General features: G+C 60.1%; 18 protein-coding genes. 3 read left to right on the top strand and 15 right to left on the bottom strand.

The genetic code is table 11. From position 1 onward, the window contains the following. Positions 1-52 precede the first annotated feature (52 nt). The 7 genes from ruvA to BLW21_RS06390 form a co-directional block, all read right to left on the bottom strand. Complete coding sequence (gene ruvA / locus BLW21_RS06420; RefSeq protein WP_092738622.1) at positions 53-658, bottom strand: Holliday junction branch migration protein RuvA; 606 nt, start codon at positions 656-658, stop codon at positions 53-55. Between the two features lie 260 nt (positions 659-918). Next, positions 919-3195 carry an NADP-dependent malic enzyme gene (locus BLW21_RS06415; protein WP_092738621.1) on the bottom strand — a complete coding sequence of 759 codons (2277 nt, stop codon included), beginning with the start codon at positions 3193-3195 and terminating at the stop codon, positions 919-921. 157 nt (positions 3196-3352) lie between these two features. After that, entirely contained in the window at positions 3353-3946 is a 594-nt protein-coding gene (locus BLW21_RS06410; protein ID WP_092738620.1) for a hypothetical protein, read from the bottom strand. 245 nt (positions 3947-4191) lie between these two features. Continuing rightward, entirely contained in the window at positions 4192-6156 is a 1965-nt protein-coding gene (locus BLW21_RS06405; protein WP_092738619.1) for a LysM peptidoglycan-binding domain-containing protein, read from the bottom strand. A gap of 178 nt (positions 6157-6334) precedes the next feature. After that, entirely contained in the window at positions 6335-7774 is a 1440-nt protein-coding gene (gene gatA / locus BLW21_RS06400) for an Asp-tRNA(Asn)/Glu-tRNA(Gln) amidotransferase subunit GatA (protein WP_092738618.1), read from the bottom strand. A 134-nt stretch (positions 7775-7908) separates the two neighbouring features. Continuing rightward, positions 7909-8280: a Sec-independent protein translocase subunit TatA/TatB gene (locus BLW21_RS22035; RefSeq protein WP_092738617.1), complete on the bottom strand. Its 372-nt coding sequence runs from the start codon at positions 8278-8280 to the stop codon at positions 7909-7911. 12 nt (positions 8281-8292) lie between these two features. Continuing rightward, entirely contained in the window at positions 8293-8526 is a 234-nt protein-coding gene (locus tag BLW21_RS06390) for a Sec-independent protein translocase subunit TatA/TatB (RefSeq protein WP_092738616.1), read from the bottom strand. Between the two features lie 424 nt (positions 8527-8950). Here BLW21_RS06390 and BLW21_RS06385 point away from each other — a divergent pair, with 424 nt between their 5' ends. After that, positions 8951-9808 carry a GAF domain-containing DNA-binding protein gene (locus BLW21_RS06385; protein ID WP_175470877.1) on the top strand — a complete coding sequence of 286 codons (858 nt, stop codon included), beginning with the start codon at positions 8951-8953 and terminating at the stop codon, positions 9806-9808. A gap of 271 nt (positions 9809-10079) precedes the next feature. Here BLW21_RS06385 and BLW21_RS06380 read toward each other — a convergent pair whose 3' ends face one another. From BLW21_RS06380 to BLW21_RS06350, 7 genes are all read right to left on the bottom strand, one after another. Beyond that, positions 10080-11444, bottom strand: coding sequence for a murein hydrolase activator EnvC family protein (locus BLW21_RS06380; protein WP_092738614.1), 1365 nt, complete (start codon positions 11442-11444; stop codon positions 10080-10082). Then, on the bottom strand, positions 11428-12198 hold the full coding sequence (locus BLW21_RS06375) for a lipoprotein insertase outer membrane protein LolB1 (RefSeq protein WP_092738613.1): 771 nt from the start codon (positions 12196-12198) through the stop codon (positions 11428-11430). The genes BLW21_RS06380 and BLW21_RS06375 overlap by 17 nt, the downstream gene beginning before the upstream one ends. Then, positions 12191-14005 (bottom strand): tetratricopeptide repeat protein, encoded by a 1815-nt coding sequence (locus BLW21_RS06370; RefSeq protein ID WP_245711824.1) that lies wholly within the window; start codon positions 14003-14005, stop codon positions 12191-12193. Before BLW21_RS06370 ends, BLW21_RS06375 begins: the two co-directional genes overlap by 8 nt. Positions 14006-14124: 119 nt before the next feature. Further along, positions 14125-15138 carry a sugar phosphate nucleotidyltransferase gene (locus BLW21_RS06365; RefSeq protein ID WP_092738611.1) on the bottom strand — a complete coding sequence of 338 codons (1014 nt, stop codon included), beginning with the start codon at positions 15136-15138 and terminating at the stop codon, positions 14125-14127. 132 nt (positions 15139-15270) lie between these two features. Continuing rightward, on the bottom strand, positions 15271-15705 hold the full coding sequence (gene dut, locus BLW21_RS06360) for a dUTP diphosphatase (protein WP_092738610.1): 435 nt from the start codon (positions 15703-15705) through the stop codon (positions 15271-15273). Positions 15706-15784: 79 nt separating this feature from the next. After that, positions 15785-17284, bottom strand: coding sequence for a polysaccharide biosynthesis C-terminal domain-containing protein (locus BLW21_RS06355; RefSeq protein WP_092738609.1), 1500 nt, complete (start codon positions 17282-17284; stop codon positions 15785-15787). A 113-nt stretch (positions 17285-17397) separates the two neighbouring features. Beyond that, positions 17398-18186: an enoyl-CoA hydratase-related protein gene (locus tag BLW21_RS06350; RefSeq protein ID WP_092738608.1), complete on the bottom strand. Its 789-nt coding sequence runs from the start codon at positions 18184-18186 to the stop codon at positions 17398-17400. A gap of 241 nt (positions 18187-18427) precedes the next feature. On the opposite strand from BLW21_RS06350, the gene mscL reads away from it, so the two are divergent. Both mscL and BLW21_RS06340 read left to right on the top strand, forming a co-directional pair. Next, positions 18428-18853, top strand: coding sequence for a large conductance mechanosensitive channel protein MscL (gene mscL / locus BLW21_RS06345; RefSeq protein ID WP_092738607.1), 426 nt, complete (start codon positions 18428-18430; stop codon positions 18851-18853). 176 nt (positions 18854-19029) lie between these two features. Continuing rightward, positions 19030-19509: a hypothetical protein gene (locus BLW21_RS06340; protein ID WP_092738606.1), complete on the top strand. Its 480-nt coding sequence runs from the start codon at positions 19030-19032 to the stop codon at positions 19507-19509. 113 nt (positions 19510-19622) lie between these two features. Here BLW21_RS06340 and infB read toward each other — a convergent pair whose 3' ends face one another. Continuing rightward, entirely contained in the window at positions 19623-22715 is a 3093-nt protein-coding gene (gene infB, locus BLW21_RS06335; RefSeq protein ID WP_092738605.1) for a translation initiation factor IF-2, read from the bottom strand. Between the last annotated feature and the right edge of the window lie 243 nt (positions 22716-22958).

Raw genomic sequence — 22958 nt, 5'->3', positions numbered from 1 at the left:
CTGACTGTCTTTGAAAAAACCAGGCACTATCTACGACACACTAAGCGCTAATCTAATTAGACTTAAGAGCGAATTTAATCAATTCCTCTACCGTCAGGTCGTTGCCGTGCTTGCGCTGAATCTGGTCGAGCGACTTTTCGGCCGCCGCCCGGGCGAAGCCCAGCATCACTAAAGCGGCTAACGCCTCGGAACGGCTCGTATTGTGCGCCTTGGCCAGCGGAACGGTATCAATGCCGGCCTTGGCCAGCAGCTCGTCTTTGCGCAGCTTGTCTTTGAGCTCCAGAATCACGCGCTGGGCCGTTTTAGGACCCACACCCTTGATACTCTGGATGGCCCGCACATCTTCGTTGACGATGGCCAGCCGGATTTCCCCCACCGACATCGACGATACCATCACGATGCCTGTGCCCGGCCCGATGCCTGACACCGAAATCAGCTGCATAAACAGCGCCTTCTCGTTGGGGTCCAGAAAGCCGTAGAGCGTCTGCCCGTCTTCCTTGATGTGCTGGTAAGTGTAGAGCTTGATTTTTTCTTCCTCGGCCGGCAGTTTGGCGTAGGTCGCCAGCGAAATCCGGATTTCGTAGCCGATGCCGGTTACATCCAAAATAGCCTGGGCGGGGTCTTTATAGGCGAGCTTGCCGTCAATGTAAGCAATCATGCGAGCAGAGAGTAGATAAGGGGGGAATCGGCGCAACGCGGCCGTAGCCGGTTTGGTGCCAAGTTACACACTCCTTTTCGACCCGCATGAAGTGAAGGTGAAGGAAGTGGGGCGGTGCCGGAGCGCGGAAATAAAAAACTGTCATCCTGAGCGCAGCGAAGGACCTTACCCCGTCGAAACGACTTCGTATTAACGAATCGTTGTGACGGGGTAAGGTCCTTCGCTGCGCTCAGGATGACAGTTCTTCGTCTAGGTACTGCTTATAGCCCTTTTCCGCCGGGCTGCTGGGCATCGACCACGGCAATAGCGGCCATGTTCACGATTTCGCGCACCGAGGCGCCGAGCTGCAGAATATGCACCGGCTTGCGCATACCCATCAGCACCGGCCCGATGGCCTCGGCACCCCCAATTTCCTGGAGCACCTTGTAGGCAATGTTGCCGCTGATAACGTTGGGGAAAATGAGCGTGTTGGCCCCGCCGCGGGCGGCCAGGGGCGAAAACGGATACTGCTCCTGCAGCAGCTCGGGGTTGAGGGCCGTGTTGGCCTGCATCTCGCCGTCGAGCAGCAGGTCGGGGTAGCGCTGCTTGGCCTGGTCGGTGGCGCGGCGGGCCTTGTCGGGCAACTCGCCGGGGTTCGAGCCGAAGTTGGAGTAGCTGATAACGGCCACCCGCGGCTCGGTGTCGAAGAACTTTACGGCCCGCGCCGTCAGGCCGATAATGTCGACCATTTCCTCGGCCGTGGGGTCGATGTTGACGGTGGTATCGGCGAAGAAGAAGGGCCCTTTCTTGTGCTGGATGATGTACATCGAGGCCACCCGCTTGGCTCCTTCGGCTACTCCAATCACCTGCAACGACGGAATGATAGATTTGCCGTAGTCTTTGCTCAGGCCCGTAATAAAGGCGTCGGCCTCACCGGTTTCGAGCATCATCGAGCCGAAGTAATTCCGCTCGCGCAGTAGCCGGCGGCCCTCGTAGAGCGTGATGCCCCGGCGCTGGCGCTTCTGGTAGAACAGTTCAGCGTACCGCTCGCGGCGCTCATCTTCGCGGATGATGTCGATGATTTCGCAGCCCTCCAGGTCGAGGGAGGTTTCGGCGGCGATGCGCTCAATCTTGTTGCGGTTGCCGAGTAGAATAGGCAAGGCAATGCCCTCCTCGCGCAGAATCTGGGCTGCTTTAAGCGTTTTGTAGTTGTCGCCCTCGGCAAATACCACCCGTTTGGGGTTGCTGCGGGCCGCCGACGTGATGCGGTTCATCAGCTTCTGGTTCACGCCCAGCCGTGCCCGGATGTCGTCTTCGTAGGCCAGCCAGTCGGTGATGTGGACGCGGGCCACGCCGCTGTCCATGGCTGCTTTCGCCACGGCCGGGCTCACGGTAGTAATCAGGCGCGGGTCGAGGGGCTTGGGGATGAGGTAGGTGCGGCCAAACGACAGCGTGTTGTCGCCGTAGGCGCGGTTCACCATCTCGGGCACGGCTTCTTTGGCCAAATCCGAAAGGGCCTTTACCGCGGCCAGCTTCATCTCCTCGTTGATTTCGGTGGCCCGCACATCCAAGGCTCCCCGGAAAATGTAGGGGAAGCCCAGCACGTTGTTCACCTGGTTGGGGTGGTCGGTGCGGCCGGTGGCCATAATCAGGTCCGACCGGGTGGCCATGGCCAGCTCGTAGGGAATTTCCGGATCGGGGTTGGCCAGCGCAAACACTATCGGGTCGGGTCCCATGTTCAGCAGCAGCTCGGGGGCCAGCACGTTGCCGGCCGACAGGCCCAGGAACACGTCGGCGCCGTGCAGGGCCTCGGCCATGGTCGTAATCGGCCGCTCGGTGGCAAAGAACAGCTGCATGTCGGCCAGGTCGGTGCGCTGGGGCGTAATCAGGCCATCTTTGTCGAAGACCACCACATTCTCGCGGCGCACACCCAGCGCCAGGTACAGGCGCAGGCACGAAATGGCCGCCGCGCCCGCCCCGCTCACCACCAGCCGGATGTTCTCAATCTGCTTGCCCACCACTTCCAGCGCGTTCAGCAGCGCCGCCGACGAGATGATGGCCGTGCCGTGCTGGTCGTCGTGCATGAGCGGAATGTTCATCTGCTCGCGCAACGCCGTCTCAATCTGGAAGCACTCGGGGGCCTTAATATCCTCCAGGTTGATGCCGCCAAACGTGGGCTCCAGCGACTTCACGATGCGGATAAACTCGTCGGGGTCGGTGGCGTCGATTTCAATATCGAAGCAGTCGATGCCCGCGAACTTCTTGAACAGTACGCCCTTGCCTTCCATCACCGGCTTGCTGGCATCGGGGCCGATGTTGCCCAAACCCAGCACCGCCGTGCCGTTGCTGATAACGCCCACTAGGTTGCCCTTGGCCGTGTACTTGTACACGGCATCCTTGTCGGCGGCAATTTCCTTGCAGGGCTCGGCCACGCCCGGCGAGTAGGCCAGGGCCAGATCGAGCTGGGTACTGACGGGCTTGGTAGGTACCACTTCAATTTTGCCGGCAGGGGTGCGGGAGTGGTAATCGAGGGCGTCCTGTTTGTTTATCTTGAGCATGAGGCAGGGCAGAGGATGGGCTTCCGAAAAAAGGTCAAGGAAGCAAGATGCGGCAAAATGAGCCGGCTTCAAAGGTACAAGACCCACCCGGATACGAAAAGCCCCGAACCGGGCGTGGTTCGGGGCGAGACTAAGTGGAAAAATTTGGGGGACGTTGCTAAGGAAGCAGGCGAATTTCCGTAAAACTGCCATGTACCCGCAAGTTGCCCTCCCGTTGGGCGTCGGGGTTGAGGTCGGCGTAGTTGCGGAAGGCGAAAACGTCCCGAATGCCCGTAGCTTTCACTTCGTAAGTGCCACTGATAAGCTTGCGGGCCTCATCGTAGGTCGTGATAATCAGCGAGCCGTTGAGTTGGTTCTGGTTGCCGGATATGGTGTTATTAGACGTGTTGGTGGAAGGCGTGAAGCGGATAAAGGAAACCTGCACGTCGCCCTGGCTGGCATCGGGCTGGGAAGACAAGGAGTAGGTACCAACTAGCTCAGGCTTCTGGCGGCTTTTGGCTAGCGCAAACGTTACTCTGTCGGCCGGGCCGGTGGTCGTTGCTTCACTGCTGATGGTATGCAACAGTCGGTCAGAAAGCAGCTCCGCATTGGGTTTATCGGCCACATAGCTCACAGAGCGCTCCTCGGTTGAGCCCGCGTACGCAAAGTTCACGTTCAGTGTAGCGGCCTGAGCCGGCGTTGTAGCTACGGATTCTGGAATAGGGTCGCAGTCTTTGGTACAGGCGGTGCCCAAGAGCGAAGCCGTGAGCATAGTCGCGAGGAGTAGGGTACGGGGTGCCACAGGCGGAAACGTTGAGATTGGAGGATAGTGGACGGTTTGTAACAACCGTGCCAAAACAAGCCAAAAAAGTTCCCGTTCAACTGTTCTTATGTTTCCAATTCAACTAAAAACGCTATTACTATAGAGTCAGAAGGGTTATGTCCAGATTGGGTGACCACAAAAAAAGCGCTCGTAGGTGCTTTTTTTGCTTTGAATTAGTGAGTAGCTATACCTACTCAGCCACCTACTACCAGCTTCTGCCCCGGCTGCACGGCGTCCGATTTTAGGTTGTTCAGTTCCCGTAGGCGCTGCACCGTTAGGCCCTGGTAGCGGCGCGAGATGTTGTAGAGCGTGTCGCCGGGCTGCACTAGGTATAGGTGTGGGGCGGGGGGCAATGCCGGAGCAACTGGTGCGGCTGCCGGACGGGCCACGCGGCGGGCCGGAGCCTGGGCGGCGGCAGCCACTTCGCGGGTAGCTTCCATGAGGTCGGCTACGGCTTCGGTAGTGGCTGCTTCAGGCGTGGCTTTCAGTGTCAGCTCCTGGCCGGGCTGCAGCACGTAGCTGCCGAGCTGGTTCCAAGCCTTGAGCTGGGCTACGGTCAGGCCGTTGGCGGTGGCGATTTTCTCCAAGAAGTCACCCGGCTTCACTACGTAGCGGCCCGGCACTGTATCATCGTCGGTAGCCGCCGTAATAGCGGCCACCGCCCGCCGTACTTCGGCGGCTGGCTTAGCTGGGGCGCGGGCCAGCACTTCGGCCGCCGAATCGGGCTCCGGAACTGGCGCTGCTGTTTTGGCGGCCGCCATTCGTACCGGCACCACGGCTGGCTGAGCCGCGGCCGGCTCGGTTACTGACGGCAGCGGCCTAAATAGCACCAGCTGCTGCCGGCCGGCCAATGAAGAGCCGGTGCCCAGCTTATTCCAGCGGCGCACCTGGGCCGGGCTCACATCGTAGCGGGCCGCTACCGAGTTCACGGTTTCGCCACGCTTCACGGTGTGGCGCAGGCGCTCGAAGCGTGGTGTGGCCGGAGCAGTAGCAACGGCTGTCGTCGTCGAGGTAGCGGCTAAGCGGCGGCCGGGCAGCGGCAGTAGGCCACTCAGGGCCACGGGGCGCGGGGCCAGCGGGCGGGGCAGGTCGACCAGCGGACGGCAGTAATCAAACAGGACCTCGCGGCTGGCCGTGGCAACCAGGGCGGCGCGGGCAGTGGTGGGCAGTTGCAGCGTGTAGTTGCGGTAACCGTCCGGTAGGTAGGGCTTGCGCAACTCGGGGTTCAGGCGCAGCAGCGCCAGCGAGTCGGTATAGCCGATGGCCTGGGCCAAGCGGGTCAGGTCGAAGGGGCGGCCACCGAGCTGCAGCGTATCCATGGCCTGGGCGTACTGGTAGTTGAGCGTGGGCGCGTGCAGCTGGTGCTCCTTGGCGTACTTCATGCTGTACATGATGGCCGTGAAGGTGGGCACGTAGTTGCGGGTTTCCGCCGGCAGGCTGCTGTGTACTTCCCAGTAGGTGCTCTTGCCGGTACGCTTCATCACGCGCTGCATGTTGCCCGCACCCCAGTTGTAGGCGGCCAGCACCATTTCCCAGTCGCCGAACACCCGATACAGGTAGCGCAGGTGCTTGCAGGCCGCTTCGGTGGCCTTTTCGGGGTCCATGCGCTCATCCACCCAGTCGTCGCGGCGCAGGCGCAGGTCGTTGGCGGTGGGGCCCATGAACTGCCAGAGGCCGGTGGCGCCCACCCGCGACTTGGCGGTCGGAATCAGGGCCGACTCCACCACAGCCAAGTATTTGAGGTCGAGGGGCAGGTTGTATTTGGTCAGGTACTTCTCGAAGAGTGGGAAGTAAAGATTCTCGCGTTCCAGCACCCGCTGGGTGTAGCTCCGCTGCCGCTCGGTAAAGAGCTTCACGAAGCTCATCACGTGGTTATTGAACACGTGGGGCACGTCGGTTTCAAAACAGCTCACCCGGTCGCCCACCAAGTCACGCAGCTCGGGCGGGGTGCGCAGCCATACCAGCTTAGCCGAGTCGGGAGCCATCGGCAGAGCAGCCAGCGAATCGGGCAGCAGCAAATGGTTTACCAGGGCCGAGTCGGTGGGCAGGGCCGCCGCCGGGGCAACCGGGGCTGGCTGGGGCCGCCGCTGCGCCCGGACCGGCTGGACCAAGGCAACAGCCAGCAAAATAGGGACGGCGGCACGCAGCAACTTTATCATTCGAATTCGGGCAAGAGGACGATAACCGGCTAGGCCGGAACGCAAAACGCTGAGTTGAAACTCAGCGTTTTGCCAAAAATAACACAGAACATCAATAAAACCAGCTTTTTAACTTAAAGCTGTACTTTAAATAGCCGGGGATAAAGGCTCTATAGTCCGTTCTGCTACTGCCTCCACGCTAAGCCACTTCCGGGGCCAGCGTTTGGGCCAGCGAGTTGGCGAAGGCCAGTAGCTGCTGCTCGCGAAAGGCCCCACTCAGCACCTGAAGGCCAATGGGCAGGCCCTCGGAGTCGAGCCCATTGGGCACCGAAATGGCCGGGACGCCCGCTAGTGAGGCCTGCACCGTGAAAATATCGGCCAGATACATGGCCAGCGTGTCACGGTCTTCGTCGCCAATTTTAAAGGCCGTGGTAGGCGTGGTGGGCAGCACCAGAAAGTCGTAGTCGCGCAGCAGCTCGTCGGTTTTCTCCTTGATGAGCCGGCGTACCCGCTGGGCTTTGGTGTAATAAGCATCGTAGTAGCTGGCGCTCAGTACAAAAGTGCCCAGCAGAATCCGGCGCTGCACTTCCGGGCCGAAACCCTGGGAGCGGGTTTTCTTGTAGAGCGACTCCAGGTCCGTTACGTCGGGGGCGCGGTAACCGAACTTCACCCCGTCGTAGCGGCTCAGGTTGGAGCTGGCTTCGGCCGTAGTCAGGATGTAGTAAGTGGGCACGATGAAGTCGAGGTAAGGAAACTCCACGGCCTCCACCACGTGGCCCTGGCCGCGCAGCTGCTCCAGCGCCGTTTCGGTGGCCGCCTTTATTTCGGGGTTGAGGCCCGGGCGTACCAGGCAGTCCTGGATGTAGCCGATGCGGTACTGGGGCGCGGGTGCCAACTCCTGGCTGTAGGCGGGCACCGGCTGCTGGCTCACGGTGCTGTCGAACTGGTCGGGGCCGGCCATTACTTCGAGCAGCAGAGCCGCATCCTCCACCGAGCGGGTGAGCGTGCCAATCTGGTCGAAGGAAGAAGCGTAGGCCACCAGCCCGTAGCGGGAAATACGCGAGTAGGTAGGCTTGAAGCCGACGATGCCGCAAAACGCTGCCGGCTGCCGCACCGAGCCGCCGGTGTCGGAGCCAATCGAAGCTAGGCACATATCGGCCTGCACGGCTACGGCCGAGCCGCCCGACGAGCCGCCCGGTACCCGGTCGGGCGCAATAGCGTTGCGAACCGGTCCGAAGTAGGAGGTTTCGTTGGAGGCGCCCATAGCAAACTCATCGCAGTTCTGGCGGCCAATCAGAATGGCATCCTCATCGAGCAGCCGCTGCACGGCCGTGCCGGTAAACAACGATTTAAAGCCGTCGAGGATATGGCTGCTGCTTTGCAGCGCGTGCCCCTCGTAGGCCAGCACATCCTTCAGGCCGATAACCATGCCGGCGAGCTTACCGGCTGTACCAGCGGCCAGCTTGGCATCAACGGCCACGGCTTGGGCGCGGGCCTCCTCGGGCCACACTTCTAGAAAAGCGTTGAGGTTTTCCTGCCGGGCGATATTGTCAAGGTAGTGCTCAACCAACTGCTGGCACGATACAGTGCCGGCGGCAATTTCGCGGCGCACTTCGGAAAGGGAATCGAAACGTCTCAAGACGAAGAAATTAAAGGCGAGGCCTGCGAAGCGAGGCGGAAGCGCGAAAATAGCACCCCCACCGCTAAAAACAGAACCGCCGGCAGATTTTGGCTGCCGGCGGTTCGGGTAATGCTTACGGTTGAGCAGTTGAACTAGCTCGTCTGGTCGAGGCGTGGGCGCTCAGGCGCAGTGGCCAACGGCTCGGGCGTTACAGCTGGCGTAATGCCGCCGTCCATGGGCGGGGCCAGTATCGGAGCGGCCTCGGCTACCGGCGGGGCGGGCTGGTAAGCCTGCTCGGGCTGCTGAAACTGCTGCTGATAAGGCTGCTGGCCGGGCTGGCCGTAGTTCTCCACTTCGCTACGAATCTCGCGCGAAGCATCTTTAAACTCGCGGATACCCTTGCCCAGGCCCCGGGCCAACTCGGGAATCTTGTTGGCGCCGAAGAAAATCAGAATAACCACCATGATGAGCATGAGCTCACCACCACCAAGGTCACCGAGAAATAGAAAAACAGGCGTTTGCATAATTGGAGGGGGTTATTGGCGGGGTGCGGCCGGATCGTTGGGATTAGCCGGGTTCACAGGCCGGTCGCGGAATTCGGGCTTCTCTTCCTTCGAGGCATCTTTAAACTCGCGGATGCCCTGGCCCATACCCCGGAACAGCTCCGGAATGCGCTTGGCTCCGAAAAGCAGAATGATAGCTAGGCCGATGAGCAGGATTTCGGTACCACCGAAGTTACCGATTCCGAGCAGGAGGGTGGCAAAGTTCATATGTAGCAGACCCGAAGGCCGGAGTTAGAAGGTCAAAGGAGAGTATACGCAACCAGTACGTAGCTAGATTGGTAAAGGTACCGCATAATTCGAAAAACAGTTCCGCTCCTGTCTAGGTTCTTGCGCCGTACGCATCTGGCCGAGCGTTGTCATCCGTCCTTCACGTCGCGTGGTTACTTCCGGCCAGTAAAGGAGATAGTTGAGCCTGAAAAAGGACTTCTTTAACGGTTTCGTTCCATCTGACTGAAGCTAACTACGTTATTTAGTAAGTCGATAAAGTAGTCGGCTACTTAATTCTTGCCATAAATTTATGCTATTGGAAGAATCATCCTTTCCTAGTGAAGCGCAATCAGGTCTTTCACAGTCAGGCCTTTCGCGGGCGCAGGAAATCCGGCGGCTCGCGGCTCTGCAATCCTACGAAATTATGGATACTCCGGCCGAGGCTGCCTTCGACGATCTGGCCCGGCTGGCTTCTATCATCTGTAACACCCCCATCTCTCTGGTTTCTTTGCTTGATGGGGAGCGGCAGTGGTTCAAGGCCCGTACCGATCAGAACTGGCCGGTTAGTACGCCCCGCGAGTTGGCGTTCTGCCAGCAGGCCATCCAGGGCAAAACGCTCTATGAGGTAGAAGATGCCACGTGCCATCCCTTGTTCGAGCACAATGCGCTGGTAACCGGTGCGCCCAACATCCGCTTCTATGCCGGCTACCCGCTGCTCACGGCCCAGGGCGACGCGCTAGGTACGCTCTGCGCCATCGATACGGTGCCCCGCCGCCTCAACGACGGCCAGCGTGATGCCCTGGCCGTACTGAGCCGCGAGGTAGTGGCACACTTGGAACTGCGCCGCGCCCGCCTGGAGCTGGAGATGGAGCGCCAGAAGCTGGACGATCTGCTACGCCTGGCCAACGGCACAGCCGAAAGCCTGTACCTGAGCAGAAGCCACAACGAAATCTTTATTAAGCAGGATCACCGGCTGATACGCCTCAAAACGGCCGACATCCGCTACGTGGAGGCGCTGGGCGACTACGTGAACATCTACGCCGGCTCGGAGCGGTACACCATCTACAGCACCATGAAGGAGTTGGAAACCCGGTTACCAGCTCACGACTTCGCCCGGGTGCACCGCAAGTATATTGTGCGCCTCGACCGCATCATCGCCATCGAAAGCGACGCGCTGTTGATGGAGACTGACCGCGGGGCCGAAGGTGGGCCCAGTCTGCTGCCCGTGCCCATCGGTAACTCATTCAAAGCCGGGCTGCTAAGCCGGCTAAACCTGGTTTAACCCGAGTTGATAGCTCGGCCGTAACGCACAAACATATTCTTTCACCGAGATAAAAGGGTCGTTGGGCGAAATTGAAGCAGGGTAACTTATGCCCTCCAGTATCTTTCGTCTGGTTATCGGGCGTTTGCCTCACCAGCAGCGGTTAGCAATAACCGCCTGTTAGTGAAGGAGGAATTCCGGTAGCTAAGTTTGTTTTCATAGCTCGGAAAGCCCGGCTCCTTTGGAGCCGGGTTTTCTATTGTTGGTAAGGGCAGAGCATCTGGCATAATGCCTATTTTCGCCCGAGCCAGTTTTCGGGATTGAGGTTGGCGCTGTTGTGCCAGACTTGGAACTGTACTTCCGAAGTGCCCTCAGCATTGGTGGTTACGGTGCCCAGGCTCTGGCGGGCCTCAATGGTCTGGCCTTCGCTCACGCTCACGTTGCGCAGTTTGGCATACACCGTGAAGTAGTCGCCGTGCTGCACCATCACGATGTTGCCCATACCTGGCACGCTGGCCACCGTGAGCACTTTGCCGCTGAATACGGCCCGCACCGGCTCGCCCGAGTTGGTCTGAATATCGACGCCGCGGTTCTCCACTACCACATTTTTGAGCACCGGGTGGTTGTGGCGGCCGAAGCGCTGGCTGATGAAACCCTTGCCCACGGGCCAGGGCAGGCGGCCCCGGTTGTCGGTGAAGGAGGCGGCCAGCTTGGCCGTTTCGGGCGTCAGGGTAACGCGGTCGGTGCGCTCGGCCTTGGTGGCGGCCGCCTCTTCGGCGGCAGCAGTAGCCGGGGTGCGCGAGGTAGCGGTTGGGCTGCGGCCCGCGTTGGCGGCCACTTCGGCGGCGCGGGCCTTGGCCGCGGCCCGGCGTGCTGCTTCGCGGGCGGCGCGGGCAATTTCCTCGCGCACGCGCAGCGCAATCAGGTTATCGAGCCGGCTCACGGCCCGCTGGCGGTCGGCCAGCTCTTTACGCAAACCCTCTTCCTGCTGGGTCAGCTTCACAATCACCTGGTCCTGCTGCACCTTCAGCGTGGTCAGGGTTTTCTTCTCTGAGAGCTGGGTATTGAGCAGGGAGCCCTTTTGCTGGCGCTGCTGCTGCAAGCCGGTCAGCTGGGTGTCCAGTCGCTGCTGGGCGCGGGTAATCTGGGTGGCCTGGGCCTGGCGCACTTCGGTGTACTGGCGGATGTAGCGCAGGCGCAGCAGAAACTGGTTGAACGACTCGGCGGCGAACAAAAACATGAGCCGGTTGTAGCCGTTGGCCGTTTTCGAGCCGGCGTAAATCAGGCGGGCGTATTCGGCCTTGAGACGCTCCAGGCGCTGGCGCGTCTGCCGCACCTGGCCCTCGGTTTGCTGCACGTCGCCCTCAATATAGCGCAGCTCCGAACTGATATTCTTGATAACCCCCTGTTGCACCACCAGCTTCTCCTGAATAGCGTTGAGCTGGCCCACCGAGGCCTGCTTCTTCTCCTGGGTCTGGGCCAGAATGCGGCTGGTTTCCTTGATGCGTTTGAGGTTGGCGCGCCGCTCGCGCTCCAGCTGAGTTTTGCTTTTGGCAGCCGGCTTGCCCTTCTGAGCCCACGCTGAACCCGCCGGAGCAGCCAGCAGCAGCCCCGTAATCAGCAGCAGAAGCCCGCCGGTGTTACTTTTTGCGCGCATAGCCTTTGGGTACGGAGAACGGGAATTGCAGCCGGCCCTTGTCCAGGTCCACGGCCCGGTAGGTTAGCGTGATAACCGTGGGAGCCTGCTGCGGCTGCTGCACCTGCACCTGGGTTTCGAAGGCGAAGGGCTGGGGGTTACTTTCGAGCTGGCGGAAGTCTGCGTAGTCCACCGTCAGCTGGTGAGCGCGCACCGAATCCTGCACCTGTAGCTGCCGCGGCCGGCCCTGCGCCACATCTACCAGCTGCATAACCAGTAGCCCGGCCTGCTCGTAGCGCACGCGCTGCACCGTGCCCTCGGTGGTTACGGCCGGCTGGGTAGCGGGGCTGAGGGGGGCCAGGTAATTACCCAGCAGCAGGGCCTGCAGCATATCGAAGGTAACGGGCACGTTAAGCCGCTGGCTCAGGTAAGCGAAGTCGCCCGAATAATACTCCCGGTGCAGCTTGTCGATTACCTGCACCGAGTCGCGGGTGATGTAAAGCCGCCCGCCCTCAATGCCCAGCAGCGAGGCCGACAGCCAGATAGCACTGTCTTTACGGATGCGCAGGTTGACGTTGGCACTCTGGTCGCCGAACTGGGCCTTGCCCTTGGCCGTCAGGAACTGAAAGTCGAGGTTGGTGGCCTTTATGGCCTCCGGCATCGGGTTGGTGGTTGAAGGCCGGTTGGCATTTGGCAGTAGCTTTTTGGTGCAGCTGCCCAGCAGCAACGGTAGGGCTAACAGTACGCTCAGCAGTAGCGCAGGGCGGTTATTCATAGAGCTTCTTGTCCTTTATTTTACGGTTGATGAGCGCCGAGGCCCCGCCTTTCTGGTCGGCCCGCTGCCACTCGGTCACGGCCCGTTCCTTGTCGCCGAGCTGGAACAGCACGTCGCCGTAGTGCTCCACAATGGTAGCTTCGGAGGAATGGCGCAGGGCCGTTTCCAGGGCCCGGCGGGCGCCGGCGTAGTCTTTGAGCTGGTACAGCACCCAGGCATAGGTGTCGAGGTAGGTAGGGTTTTCCGGAAACTGCTTCACCAGCTTACCGGCCATTTCCTTGGCCTTATCCAGCTTCTCGCGCCGTATCGACAGAAAGTAGCTGTAGTTGTTGAGGGCCTGGGCGTTGTTGGCGTCGAAGGTCAGCGCCGCCTCGTAAGCGGCGTCCGATTTGGCATAGTCCTTCAGCTCGTGGTAAACGTCGCCGAGCTGGGTATCGAACTGGGCCAGTAGCTCGGGGTTGTCGGTGGCCAGCTTGCGGCCGTATTCAAGCGACTTGGCGGCCTTGGCGGGTTGCTTCTCCATCTGGTAGCCCACGCCGTTGTAGAACCAGAGTGGCGCCTGGTTCGGGAACAGCTCCAGGGCCTGGGCGGTGTGGGCCAGCAGCGAATCGGTCTGGCTCAGTTCGGCGTCAATCAGCACCACCTGCTGCCAGATCTGGTAGCGGGAGTTATCGAGCCGGATGGCTTTTAGGTAGTTGGCGCGGGCGGCGGCGCGGTTACCGGACACGGTTTCTATGTCGCCGGCAATGGAAAACGCTTTGGCCTCGCGCGGATGCACCCGCATGGTAATGGCGGCCAGCTCGCGGGCCGTTTCGTTAAGGTCGGGGCTAGGCAGCTGCTTGAGGTACTCAATCAGGATGCGCACCTTATCATCAATATCGAGGCTGGGGCTTTCGAAGGCCTGTTTCAGCTGGCGCTCCGACTCGGGCCGGTTGTTCTGCAGCCGGTACACGTCGGCCAGAATCATGCGGGCCCGGGGGTTTTCGGGGTCGAGACGCAACGCTTGGTTAGCCACCCGCAAGGCATCATCGAAGCGGCGGTTGGTGGCGTAGAGCTGGGCCTGCGCCAGCACGTAGCGCGGCTCGTCGGGGTTCGATTTGATGAGCATTTCGCCCTCCTGCAGCGCTTGGTCGAGCTTGTTCTGGCGCAGGTAAATCTGCTGCTTCTTGAACGAGATTTCGTCCAGCGGCCCAAATTTCTGTTCGGCCTGCCCGAAAGTGGTCAGCGCCTCATCAAACCGGCCCTGAGCCACGTACAAATCGGCCAGGTTGAAAAGGTAGTAATTCGAGTTGGGTACCCGCCCGATAAGGTCGGTATACACCTTGGTTGCCTCCTCATACTGCTTCTGCGAGGTGTAAATCTGGGCCAGCAGCAGATAATAGTACGGGTTCTGCGGGTCGAGCTTCACGGCGGCACGGCCGAAGTTGGTCGCGTCCTGCAGGTTGCCACTTAGCAGGTTAGCCTCGGCAATTTTGTAGTTGACGGCGGCATTGGCCGGGTTTAGGGCGTAGGCTTTCAGCAGGCGCTCCAGGGCCTTGTTGTAGTCTTCGAGTAGCACGTAGCGCACCCCGTCCACGAAGTAGGCTTCGCTCATCTCACGCTCCTTGGGCGTTAGTACGCGCTGTTGCCGGGTGGCCTCGGTGAGGGCTGCGCGGCGGGCCAGCTCGCGTCGGTCTTTGCGGCTGAGCTTCTCGGGCTGAGCTTCGGCCGGGCGGGCCGGCGGGGCAGCCTTGCGCTGGGCATACCCCGGCCCGGCCAGCAGCATACTCAACAGGAAGGACAGCAGCAACGCGCGGAATAGGGGCATAAGGAGAGTAAGCCGAAGAGAACGGTCCGCCGTGAAGATAAAGAAAAGGGCGGCGGTCGGCAGCTAAACAGCCCGAGGCTGCCGCTGCCAACCGCCGCCCGCCATCTGTCTAACGCTGCTTACAGCCGCATCGTATTATAGTCGCCCACGCTCAAATCCAACGATTTGCCGCTGAGCATGGCGTGCGAGCCAATCATGGAGCCCGCCACGTTGGCATGCTCCACCGTGGCCGACTGCTGCACAATGCTATTGGCTACCACCGAGCTACTAATGCGGCTGCCCGCGCCCACCGACACGTGCGGGCCTACTACCGAGTTGGTAATCTGCACGTTTTCACCCAGATATACCGGCTCAATGATAACCGAGTTGGTAACCTGGGCCGAGGCGGCCGTTAGCTTTTCGCCGCGCTCCTGCAGAAACTCCAGGTAGCGCTGGTTGGTGTACACGGTGGCGTCTTTGTTGCCGCAGTCGAGCCACTCGGTTACGCGGCCGGGCACAAACTGGGTACCCTTATTTTTCATGTTTTCAAGGGCATTGGTGAGCTGATACTCGCCTTTGTCCATGATGTTGTTGTCGAGCAGGTACTGCAGCTCGCGCTTCAGGTACTCGCCATCCTTGAAGTAGTAAATACCGATAATGGCCAGGTCCGACACGAACTCCTGGGGTTTCTCCACGAAGTCGGTAATCTGCCCCTGATCGTCGAGCTTCACCACGCCGAAGGGCTTAGGGTCTTCTACGCTCTGCACCCAAATGGTGCCGTCAACCGATGTATCGAGGGTGAAATCGGCCTTGAAGAGCGTATCGGCGAAAGCCACGACCACGTGGCCATCGAGGGCAGACTGGGCGCACAGAATGGCGTGGGCCGTGCCCAGCGCCTCGTCCTGGTAGCAAATCGTGCCCTTGCCGCCTACCGACTCAGCAATCTTAATGAGGTCCTGCTCTACCTCTTTCCCGAAGCTACGCCCAATAATAAAGGCCACTTCTTCTACTGGCTCGGCGCACACTTTGGCAATGTCTTCTACCAGGCGGTGCACAATGGGTTTGCCGGCAATCGGAATCAGGGGCTTGGGAACGGTGAGCGTGTGGGGGCGCATGCGCTTGCCCATGCCAGCCATCGGAACGATAATTTTCATTCAGTTAAAAATTAAAAGTGAAAAATTAAAAATTGCCAATGAATCATTATAAAAAAGGTCGTCTAATATCTGTTGATAATAGGTAAGACCACCGATTTCTAATTTTTCACTTTTAATTTTTAAGTAAAGAGTTCAAAGAATACCTGTGCTGCCGTAGCCGCCCGCGCCGCGGCCGGTTTCCGACAGCGCCTCGACCGGCTGCCAGGCTACCACTTCGTGGCGGGCCACCACGAGCTGGGCAATTCGCTCCCCGTCCTGCACCACAAACTCCTGGTCCGAGAGGTTAACGAGCAGCACCTGCAGTTCGCCGCGGTAATCAGCATCAATGGTGCCGGGGCTATTAACGAGGCCGATGCCGTGTTTGTAGGCCAGCCCGCTGCGGGGCCGCACCTGCATCTCGTAGCCCACCGGAATTTCCATAAACAGGCCTGTGGGAATGAGGGCACGCTGTAAAGGCCCTAACGTAACCGGCGCCGCGAGGTTGGCCCGCACATCGAGGCCGGCCGCATGGGCAGTCTGGTACTCGGGCAGCGCATGGCGCGAGCGGTTGATAACGGGAATCTGCATGGGGCAAAGGTAGGTTTTGAGCTGCAAGCTACAAGCACGTTCGAATAGCTTGCGGCTTATAGCTTACAACCCAAAAACATCAAACACTCCGTAGCCGCCGGCCCTCCACGGCCGCTACCAGACCCACAAAACCCAGCGTGAGCAGGGCGTGGAAGCCGTAACGGCCCCAGCCGGGCGCTACGGGTACGTACCAGCTGGTGGCAACTACGGCCACCGCTACCAGCAGCCATACCAGCAGCCGCGCCACCGGATAGGGCACCGGGAAGTGCTGCTCGCCCAGCCACCAGCACAGTGCGGCCATCATAAAATAGCAGGCCAGCGTGGCCAGCGCCGAGCCCATGTAGCCCAGCAGCGGAATCAGCAGGAAGTTGAGGGCAATGGTGAGCACGGCCCCGCCGAAGCTGATGTAGGTGCCGTAATACGTTTTGTCGGTAAGCTTGAACCACACCGACAGGTTCCAGTAGATGCCCAGAAACAGGTTGGCCAGTAGTAGCACCGGCACCACAGCCAGCCCCTGCAGGTACTCGCGCCCATGCAGAAACAGGCCCGCCACCAAGTCCAGGTTCACGCTTACGCCCACAAACAGCATGGCACAGCACAACGTGAACCACTTGAGCACCAAGGCAAAGGTGCGGGGCGAATTCTGATCGGTGCTCTGGGCGAAAAAGAACGGTTCGGCCGCGTATTTAAAGGCCTGGATAACGAGGCTCATCAGAATGCTGAGCTTGTAGCAGGCTCCGTAGATGCCCACCGCTGTGAGGCTGCTCTGGCCGGGGTAGAAGTTCTCGGGCAGCCATACGGGCAGCAGAATCCGGTCGAGCATCTCGTTAACCATGCCTGCCAAGCCCATCAGCATAATCGGGTAGGCATAGCGCAGCAGCGGCCGCAGCGGCTCCAGGTTCAGGCGGAAGCGGAAGTCGGTCAGCTCGCGGCCCAGCAGCAGCAGCGTAAAGGCGCTGGCCGCCGCATTCGAAATAAACACGTAGCCCACGCCAATACCCGGGTCGTAGATGGCCCGCACCAGCGGCTGCAGCACCGGCAGGTATTTGCCCGCCAGAATATCGGGACAGGCAACGATGAAGAACAGGTTCAGCGCCACGTTGAGGCCAATGTTGGCCAGCCGGATAGTGGCAAACTTACGGGCTTTGTTTTCGAGGCGGAGGCGGGCAAATGGTATGGCTGCCAGCGCATCAAGCCCCAGAATGGCAGCAATCCAATAGGCGTAGTGCTCGTGGCCGGGCGGCAAACCCAGCAGCCCCATCAGCGGGCTAGCCAACAGCAGCAGCAGCAACGTGAGCACCACGCTACTGAGCAGTAGCATGGTCAGCGTGCGGTCGTAGAGTTCCTGCCGGTCGGTGCCGGGGCGGTTGGCAAAGCGGAAGTACGTGGTTTCCATGCCGTAGGTGAACACTACGTTCAGAAACGACACGTAGGCAAACAGTCCCGTCACGATGCCGTACTCGGCCGCCGCAAACCGCGCGGTGTATAGCGGCACCAGCAGAAAGTTGACCATCCGGCCCACAATACTGCTCACCCCGTAGATAGCCGTCTGGGAAGCCAGCTTTTTCGCTAAACCCATTTCGTTTAATTAGTAATTGATAATTAGTAATTAAGAATTGCTGCTTTGATTCCAGTAGATGGAAGTGTATAGCATTATCTCCTCAATTCCAGAGAATTATTAATTACCAATTACTAATTCCCTGTAAAGGCCGCTTGGCGTTTTTCCAGGAAAGCGGTGGTGCCTTCTTTGAAGTCGTCGGAGGCGAAGCAGCGGGCGAAACCTTCGGCTTCGGTCTGGTAGCCGTGGCGCTGCTGGTCGTAGTAGGCATTCACCGAGTCGAGGCACAGGCCCACGGCCAGCGGGGCTTTGCCCAGAATGCGCGTGAGAAGCTGGCGGCAGAAGTCGAGCAGCTCGGCTTGGGGCACTACGTGGTTGACCAGGCCCAGGCTGAGCGCCTGGTCGGCCTTCACCATGTCGGCGGTCAGCAGCAGCTCGATGGCCTTGCCTTTGCCCACCAGCTGGGCCAGGCGCTGGGTGCCACCGTAGCCCGGAATCAGGCCCAGGTTCACCTCGGGCTGGCCGAAGCGGGCGGTTGAGGAGGCAACCCGCATATGGCAGGCCATGGCTAGCTCGCAACCGCCGCCCAGCGCGAAGCCATTCACGGCGGCAATAACGGGCTTGGCACCTGCCTCAATACGCCCAAAAATTTCCTGGCCCCGCTCGGCCGCCCGGCGCGCGGCCAGCACGTCGAGGCCCGCCAGTTCGACAATATCGGCCCCGGCCACGAAGGCCTTCTCGCCGCTGCCCGTCAGCAAAATACCGCGCACCTTCGCATCGGCCTGAGCCTGCCCGAAGGCTGTGCCGATATCCTCGATGGTTGCGGCGTTAAGGGCATTGAGCTTATCGGGACGGTTTACGGTGATGGTAAGGATGCCGGAAGCGGTGTCGAGGTCGTAGAGCAGGGTGGCGAAGGTGGTCATGGCGGGAGGGAGGGATAAGGTGATAGTACCTGAGCCAAAGATAGAACGAATTGAGGCGCCTTACCCACCCAGCCTGCGGCCCGGCCGACCGGCCAAAAGGTGGAGTTGAGCGAAAAGACGCGCCAGCCGAAGGGCCAAAGCAGCATATTTGACTTCGCTAACTCACCGGTACTCTTTTAGATAGGAAAAACTCTATCTTGAGACCGCAACTTTCTCCTTCATAGTCAACCAAATTCCGCATATGGGTTTCGTCTCCGAATTCAAAGAGTTCATTTCCAAGGGCAATGTGCTCGATCTGGCTGTTGGTGTTATCATCGGTGGGGCTTTTGGTAAAATCGTTACCTCGCTCACCGACGACATTCTGATGCCCATCCTGACGCTACTCACCGGTGGCCTCGACTTCAAGGAATGGTACCTCTCGCTCGATGGCAAAACCTACCCCACCCTGGAGGCCGCTAAGGCAGCGCAGGCTGCTACTATCAACTACGGCCTGTTTCTGAATGCCGTTATCACCTTCCTGCTGATGGCCTTTGCCATCTTCTGGCTCGTGAAAATTGCCAACCGCTACAAGAAGCCCCAGGAAGTGGTGGCCGTGGCCGATCCGTTGCCGACTAAGGAGGAGATATTGCTTACCGAAATCCGCGATACTTTGCGTAACCGGGCATAGGCTGTACCACGCCTGTTGCTACCAAGCCGGCGCTGGCTGCCTCCTGGGCAGATAGTGCCGGCTTTGTCGTGCGCCGCCAGGCCAGGAGCCGGCAACTTTACGGGCGCTTTGAACTAACTTCGTTGGTGGCCAGTTCGTTTGCCATATTCCCTACTGCCATTGTTTTCGCTGCTTTGATGAAGAAATTACTTTCCCTACTGGCCCTGGCTGCCGTTACCTGTGCCGCTTCCCCTGCTGCCCGCGCCCAAACTGCCGTGCTCGACGGCCAGACCCGCGAAGAAGCTCAGGCCCGGCAGGCAACCCAGAAACAGACCCGTAAGCGCGGTAAAGCCACGACCGATGATGTGGCCAACATGCAGCGTCGCATGAGCATGAATGCTGAAGAGAGTAAGCGCGACCAGCAGCAGGAGCTGCTCGAAGCCCGCTCGGGCGCGGGTAATTCCAGCCTCAGCCGCGCCGCCGGCCCCGACCGCCAATACGACCGGGGCACCGGCGGCTTCACCGTGCGTAAGTATCGCGACAACAGGGTAGGGGCCAAGCCGCCTAAGCGCGGTGCTACCCGGGCAGCCGGCTACGTCGACCCCAAAGGGAAGCCCATGACGGACAAGCAGCGGAGTAATCGTAACCGCAATAAAAAGCGCTTTTTGTTCTTTTAAACTGGTTCCGTTAGCAGCAGGCCATTAATTGTCAAAGCAACTGTGCTAAAAAGCATCGGCCCCATCCTGTAACAGGATGGGGCCGATGCTTTTTACAGCAAGCCGGAAGCTCCTTAGAGCGTCCGCTTGATTTCCTGCTCCTCGAAGCCTTCGATATTGTCGCCCTCCTGGAGGTCGTCGAAGTTCTTGAGTGAGATACCGCACTCGTAACCCTGGCGTACTTCCGACACGTCGTCTTTGTAGCGCTTGAGGTCCTTGATGTCGCCCGAGTACACCACAATGCCGTTGCGCACGAGGCGCACCTTGGTTTTGCGGGTAAACGTGCCGTCGGTCACCATACAGCCGCCAATAGCACCTACTTTGGTGATGTTGAACACCTGACGGATTTCGGCGTTGGCCACGACCACTTCCTTCACCGTTGGGGCCAGCATGCCTTCCATGGCATCCTTCACCTCGTTGATGGCGTTGTAAATGATCGAGTAGAGGCGGATATCAATCTGCTCCTGCTCAGCTAGTTTACGGGCACTAATGGAAGGCCGCACCTGGAAGCCGATGATGATGGCATCGGAGGCCGAGGCCAGCAATACGTCGGATTCCGAGATGGCACCCACCCCTTTGCTGAGAATGTTGACGGCAATTTCCGGGGTGCTGAGCTTGAGCAGCGAGTCGGACAGGGCTTCCACCGAGCCATCCACGTCGCCCTTCACAATCACGTTCAGCTCCTTGAACGAGCCGATTGCCAGACGGCGACCAATCTCGTCGAGCGTAATGTGCTTCTTGGTGCGCATGCTCTGCTCGCGGGCCAGCTGCTGACGCTGGGTGGCCAGTTCGCGGGCTTCGCGCTCGGTTTCCATTACCTGGATTTTGTCGCCGGCCTGGGGCGCACCCGTCAGGCCGAGCACCTGCACCGGGGTAGCCGGGCCGGCTTTCTTCATTTTCTTGCCACGATGGTCGGTCATGGCTTTCACACGGCCAAAGTGCGGACCAGCCAGCACAATGTCGCCTACTTCCATCGTACCGGTTTGCACCAGGATGGTCGTTACGTAACCACGGCCCTTGTCGAGCGAGGCTTCGATAACCGTACCCACAGCCTTGCGGTCAGGGTTGGCCTTCAGCTCCAGAATCTCGGCTTCGAGCAGCACTTTCTCCAACAGGTCATCAATGCCGGCACCAGTTTTAGCCGATACTTCCTGGCTCTGATACTTGCCGCCCCACTCTTCTACCAGAATGTTCATCACCGACAGCTCTTCGCGCACCTTATCGGGGTTGGCGCCGGGCTTATCAATCTTGTTGAGGGCAATAACTATGGGCACACCAGCCGCTTGCGCGTGGTTAATGGCTTCCCGGGTCTGGGGCATTACCGAGTCGTCGGCCGCTACCACGATAATAGCAATGTCGGTGACTTTGGCACCACGGGCTCGCATAGCGGTAAAGGCTTCGTGACCCGGCGTGTCGAGGAACGTTACGCGCTTATCCGACTTGGTCATCACGTCGTAGGCGCCTATGTGCTGGGTGATACCACCGGCTTCGCCTTTGGCTACCGTGGCACTCCTGATATAGTCAAGCAGCGAAGTCTTGCCGTGGTCGACGTGACCCATGATGGTCACAATGGGGGCGCGGGGCTGCAGGTCAGCCTCGTCGTCCTCAATCTCGGCTACCGTTTCCTCTTCTTCAGCCGACAGGAACTCAATATCGTAGCCGAACTCATCGGCAATTACGGTAATGGCTTCGGCGTCGAGGCGCTGGTTGATGGAAACGAACATGCCCATGTTCAGGCACACCTTAATTACTTCGTTCACCGACACGTCCATGAGCGACGCCAGGTCGTTGGCCGAGATGAACTCGGTTACTTTCAGCGTCTTGGAGTCCAGCTCGTTCTGAGCACGCATCGCCTCGCGGTCGTCAGCGGCGTTGCTCCGCTTGTCGCGGCGATACTTAGCGCGGTTCTGCGACTGACCACGGCCGCCGCTGAGCTTGGCCAGCGTAGCCTTGATCTGCTCCTGAATCTGCTTGTCGTTCTGCTCGGGCGTGAGCGGCGCGGCGTTCGGACGCGGCGTGCCCGGCCCACGGTTGCCGGCGCGGTTAGCGGCCGGACCCGTACCAGTCGGACGGGCGCCCTGACCGGTGCCGGTCGGACGAGGTCCACCCGTCTGGCCGGGGCCATTCATCGGGATGCGCTGGCGCTTTTTCTTGTCGGCGCTGAGGCCACTCTTACGCACGTCGGACGAGGCCACCGGGCGCGCTCCACGACCACCGCGGCGCGACGAGTCGGTAGGTAGCTCAATTTTACCCAGTACCGTCAGGCCCTTTAGCTGATCGGCTTTGGCAACGATAGTGTTGTCTTCGGCGGCGGGGGCGGCCGGAGCCGGCGTAGTTGCGGCCGGAGCAGCAGCAACCGGTGCGGTTGGAGCGCTGGCAGCAGGCTTGGCTTCGGCTTTAGCGGCTTCGGCAGGCTTTGCTGCGGCCTCCGGTGCTTTCGCCTCGGGGGTCTTGGTCTCAGCGGGGGCGCTAGTTACCGGCGCTTTGGCCTCCGGAGCCTTAGCTTCCGGCGCTTTTGCTTCGGCAGGAGCGATTGTCTCCGTTGCCTTGGCTTCGGCTACCTTGGGCTCTGCAGCTTTAGGAGCCGACGTTTTGGCTTCGGGCGCTTTGGGCTCGGCGGGCTTCGCGGGGGCCGCTGGCTTTTCAGCCTTGGGGCGCACGGGGCGGCCTTTCGAGTCGAGCTCGATTTTGCCCAACACCTTCAGGCCTGGCACCCGGGGGGTGTCGGCCGCTTCAGGAGCAGGAGCCGGAGCCGGCTCCGGTGTTGGGGCAGCGGGTTTGGCGGCTACCGGAGCTTCCGGGGCCGAAGGTGTGGCGGGGGCCGGTGGGGTGGGAGCAGGAACAGGCGTAGCAGCAACCGGCTCAGGCTTCGGCTCGGGGGCCGCAACAGGCGTTGGCCTGGCAGCCTCAGACGCACGGGACTGAGCCGCAGCGGCTTCCAGCTCGCTCTGGCGCTTGGCCTGGCTGACTTTTTCGGCTTCCTTCTTATCCTGCACCGACGAAGCAAAGGCCTTATTGAGCTGGGTTACCTGCTCGGCCGTTAGCTTGGTCGTTGGTTTGTTTTCGATGGAATGCCCTTTTTCCGTCAGATAATCCACAATCGTGGAGATGCCAACGTTCAGGTCTTTGGCCGCCTGATTTAGCCGTTTAGTTGATGCTTCCGCCATTCTGTGCTCGCGAACGATGCTCTTATTCAGTTGCAAAGGTACTACATTAAATCTTGCCGGGCGACGTTGAAATCAAGCCACCCGGCCCGATTTCAACGCCCTTGCCGTACCGGCCGCCGCGCACTCATTGCGCGGCGCCGGAATTTGGTGAATCGTCGTTTTTAAGCGGCTCCGATTCCGTGTCGGCATCCGTTACCGGCTGCTCTTCACTGGTTTCGGCGGGCGCCTCACTCATTTCGGCTA

This window comes from Hymenobacter psychrophilus, assembly GCF_900107135.1.
In the GTDB taxonomy this organism is placed as follows: Bacteria; Bacteroidota; Bacteroidia; order Cytophagales; family Hymenobacteraceae; genus Hymenobacter; species Hymenobacter psychrophilus.
This window is presented reverse-complemented; position numbering and strand designations above follow the sequence as displayed.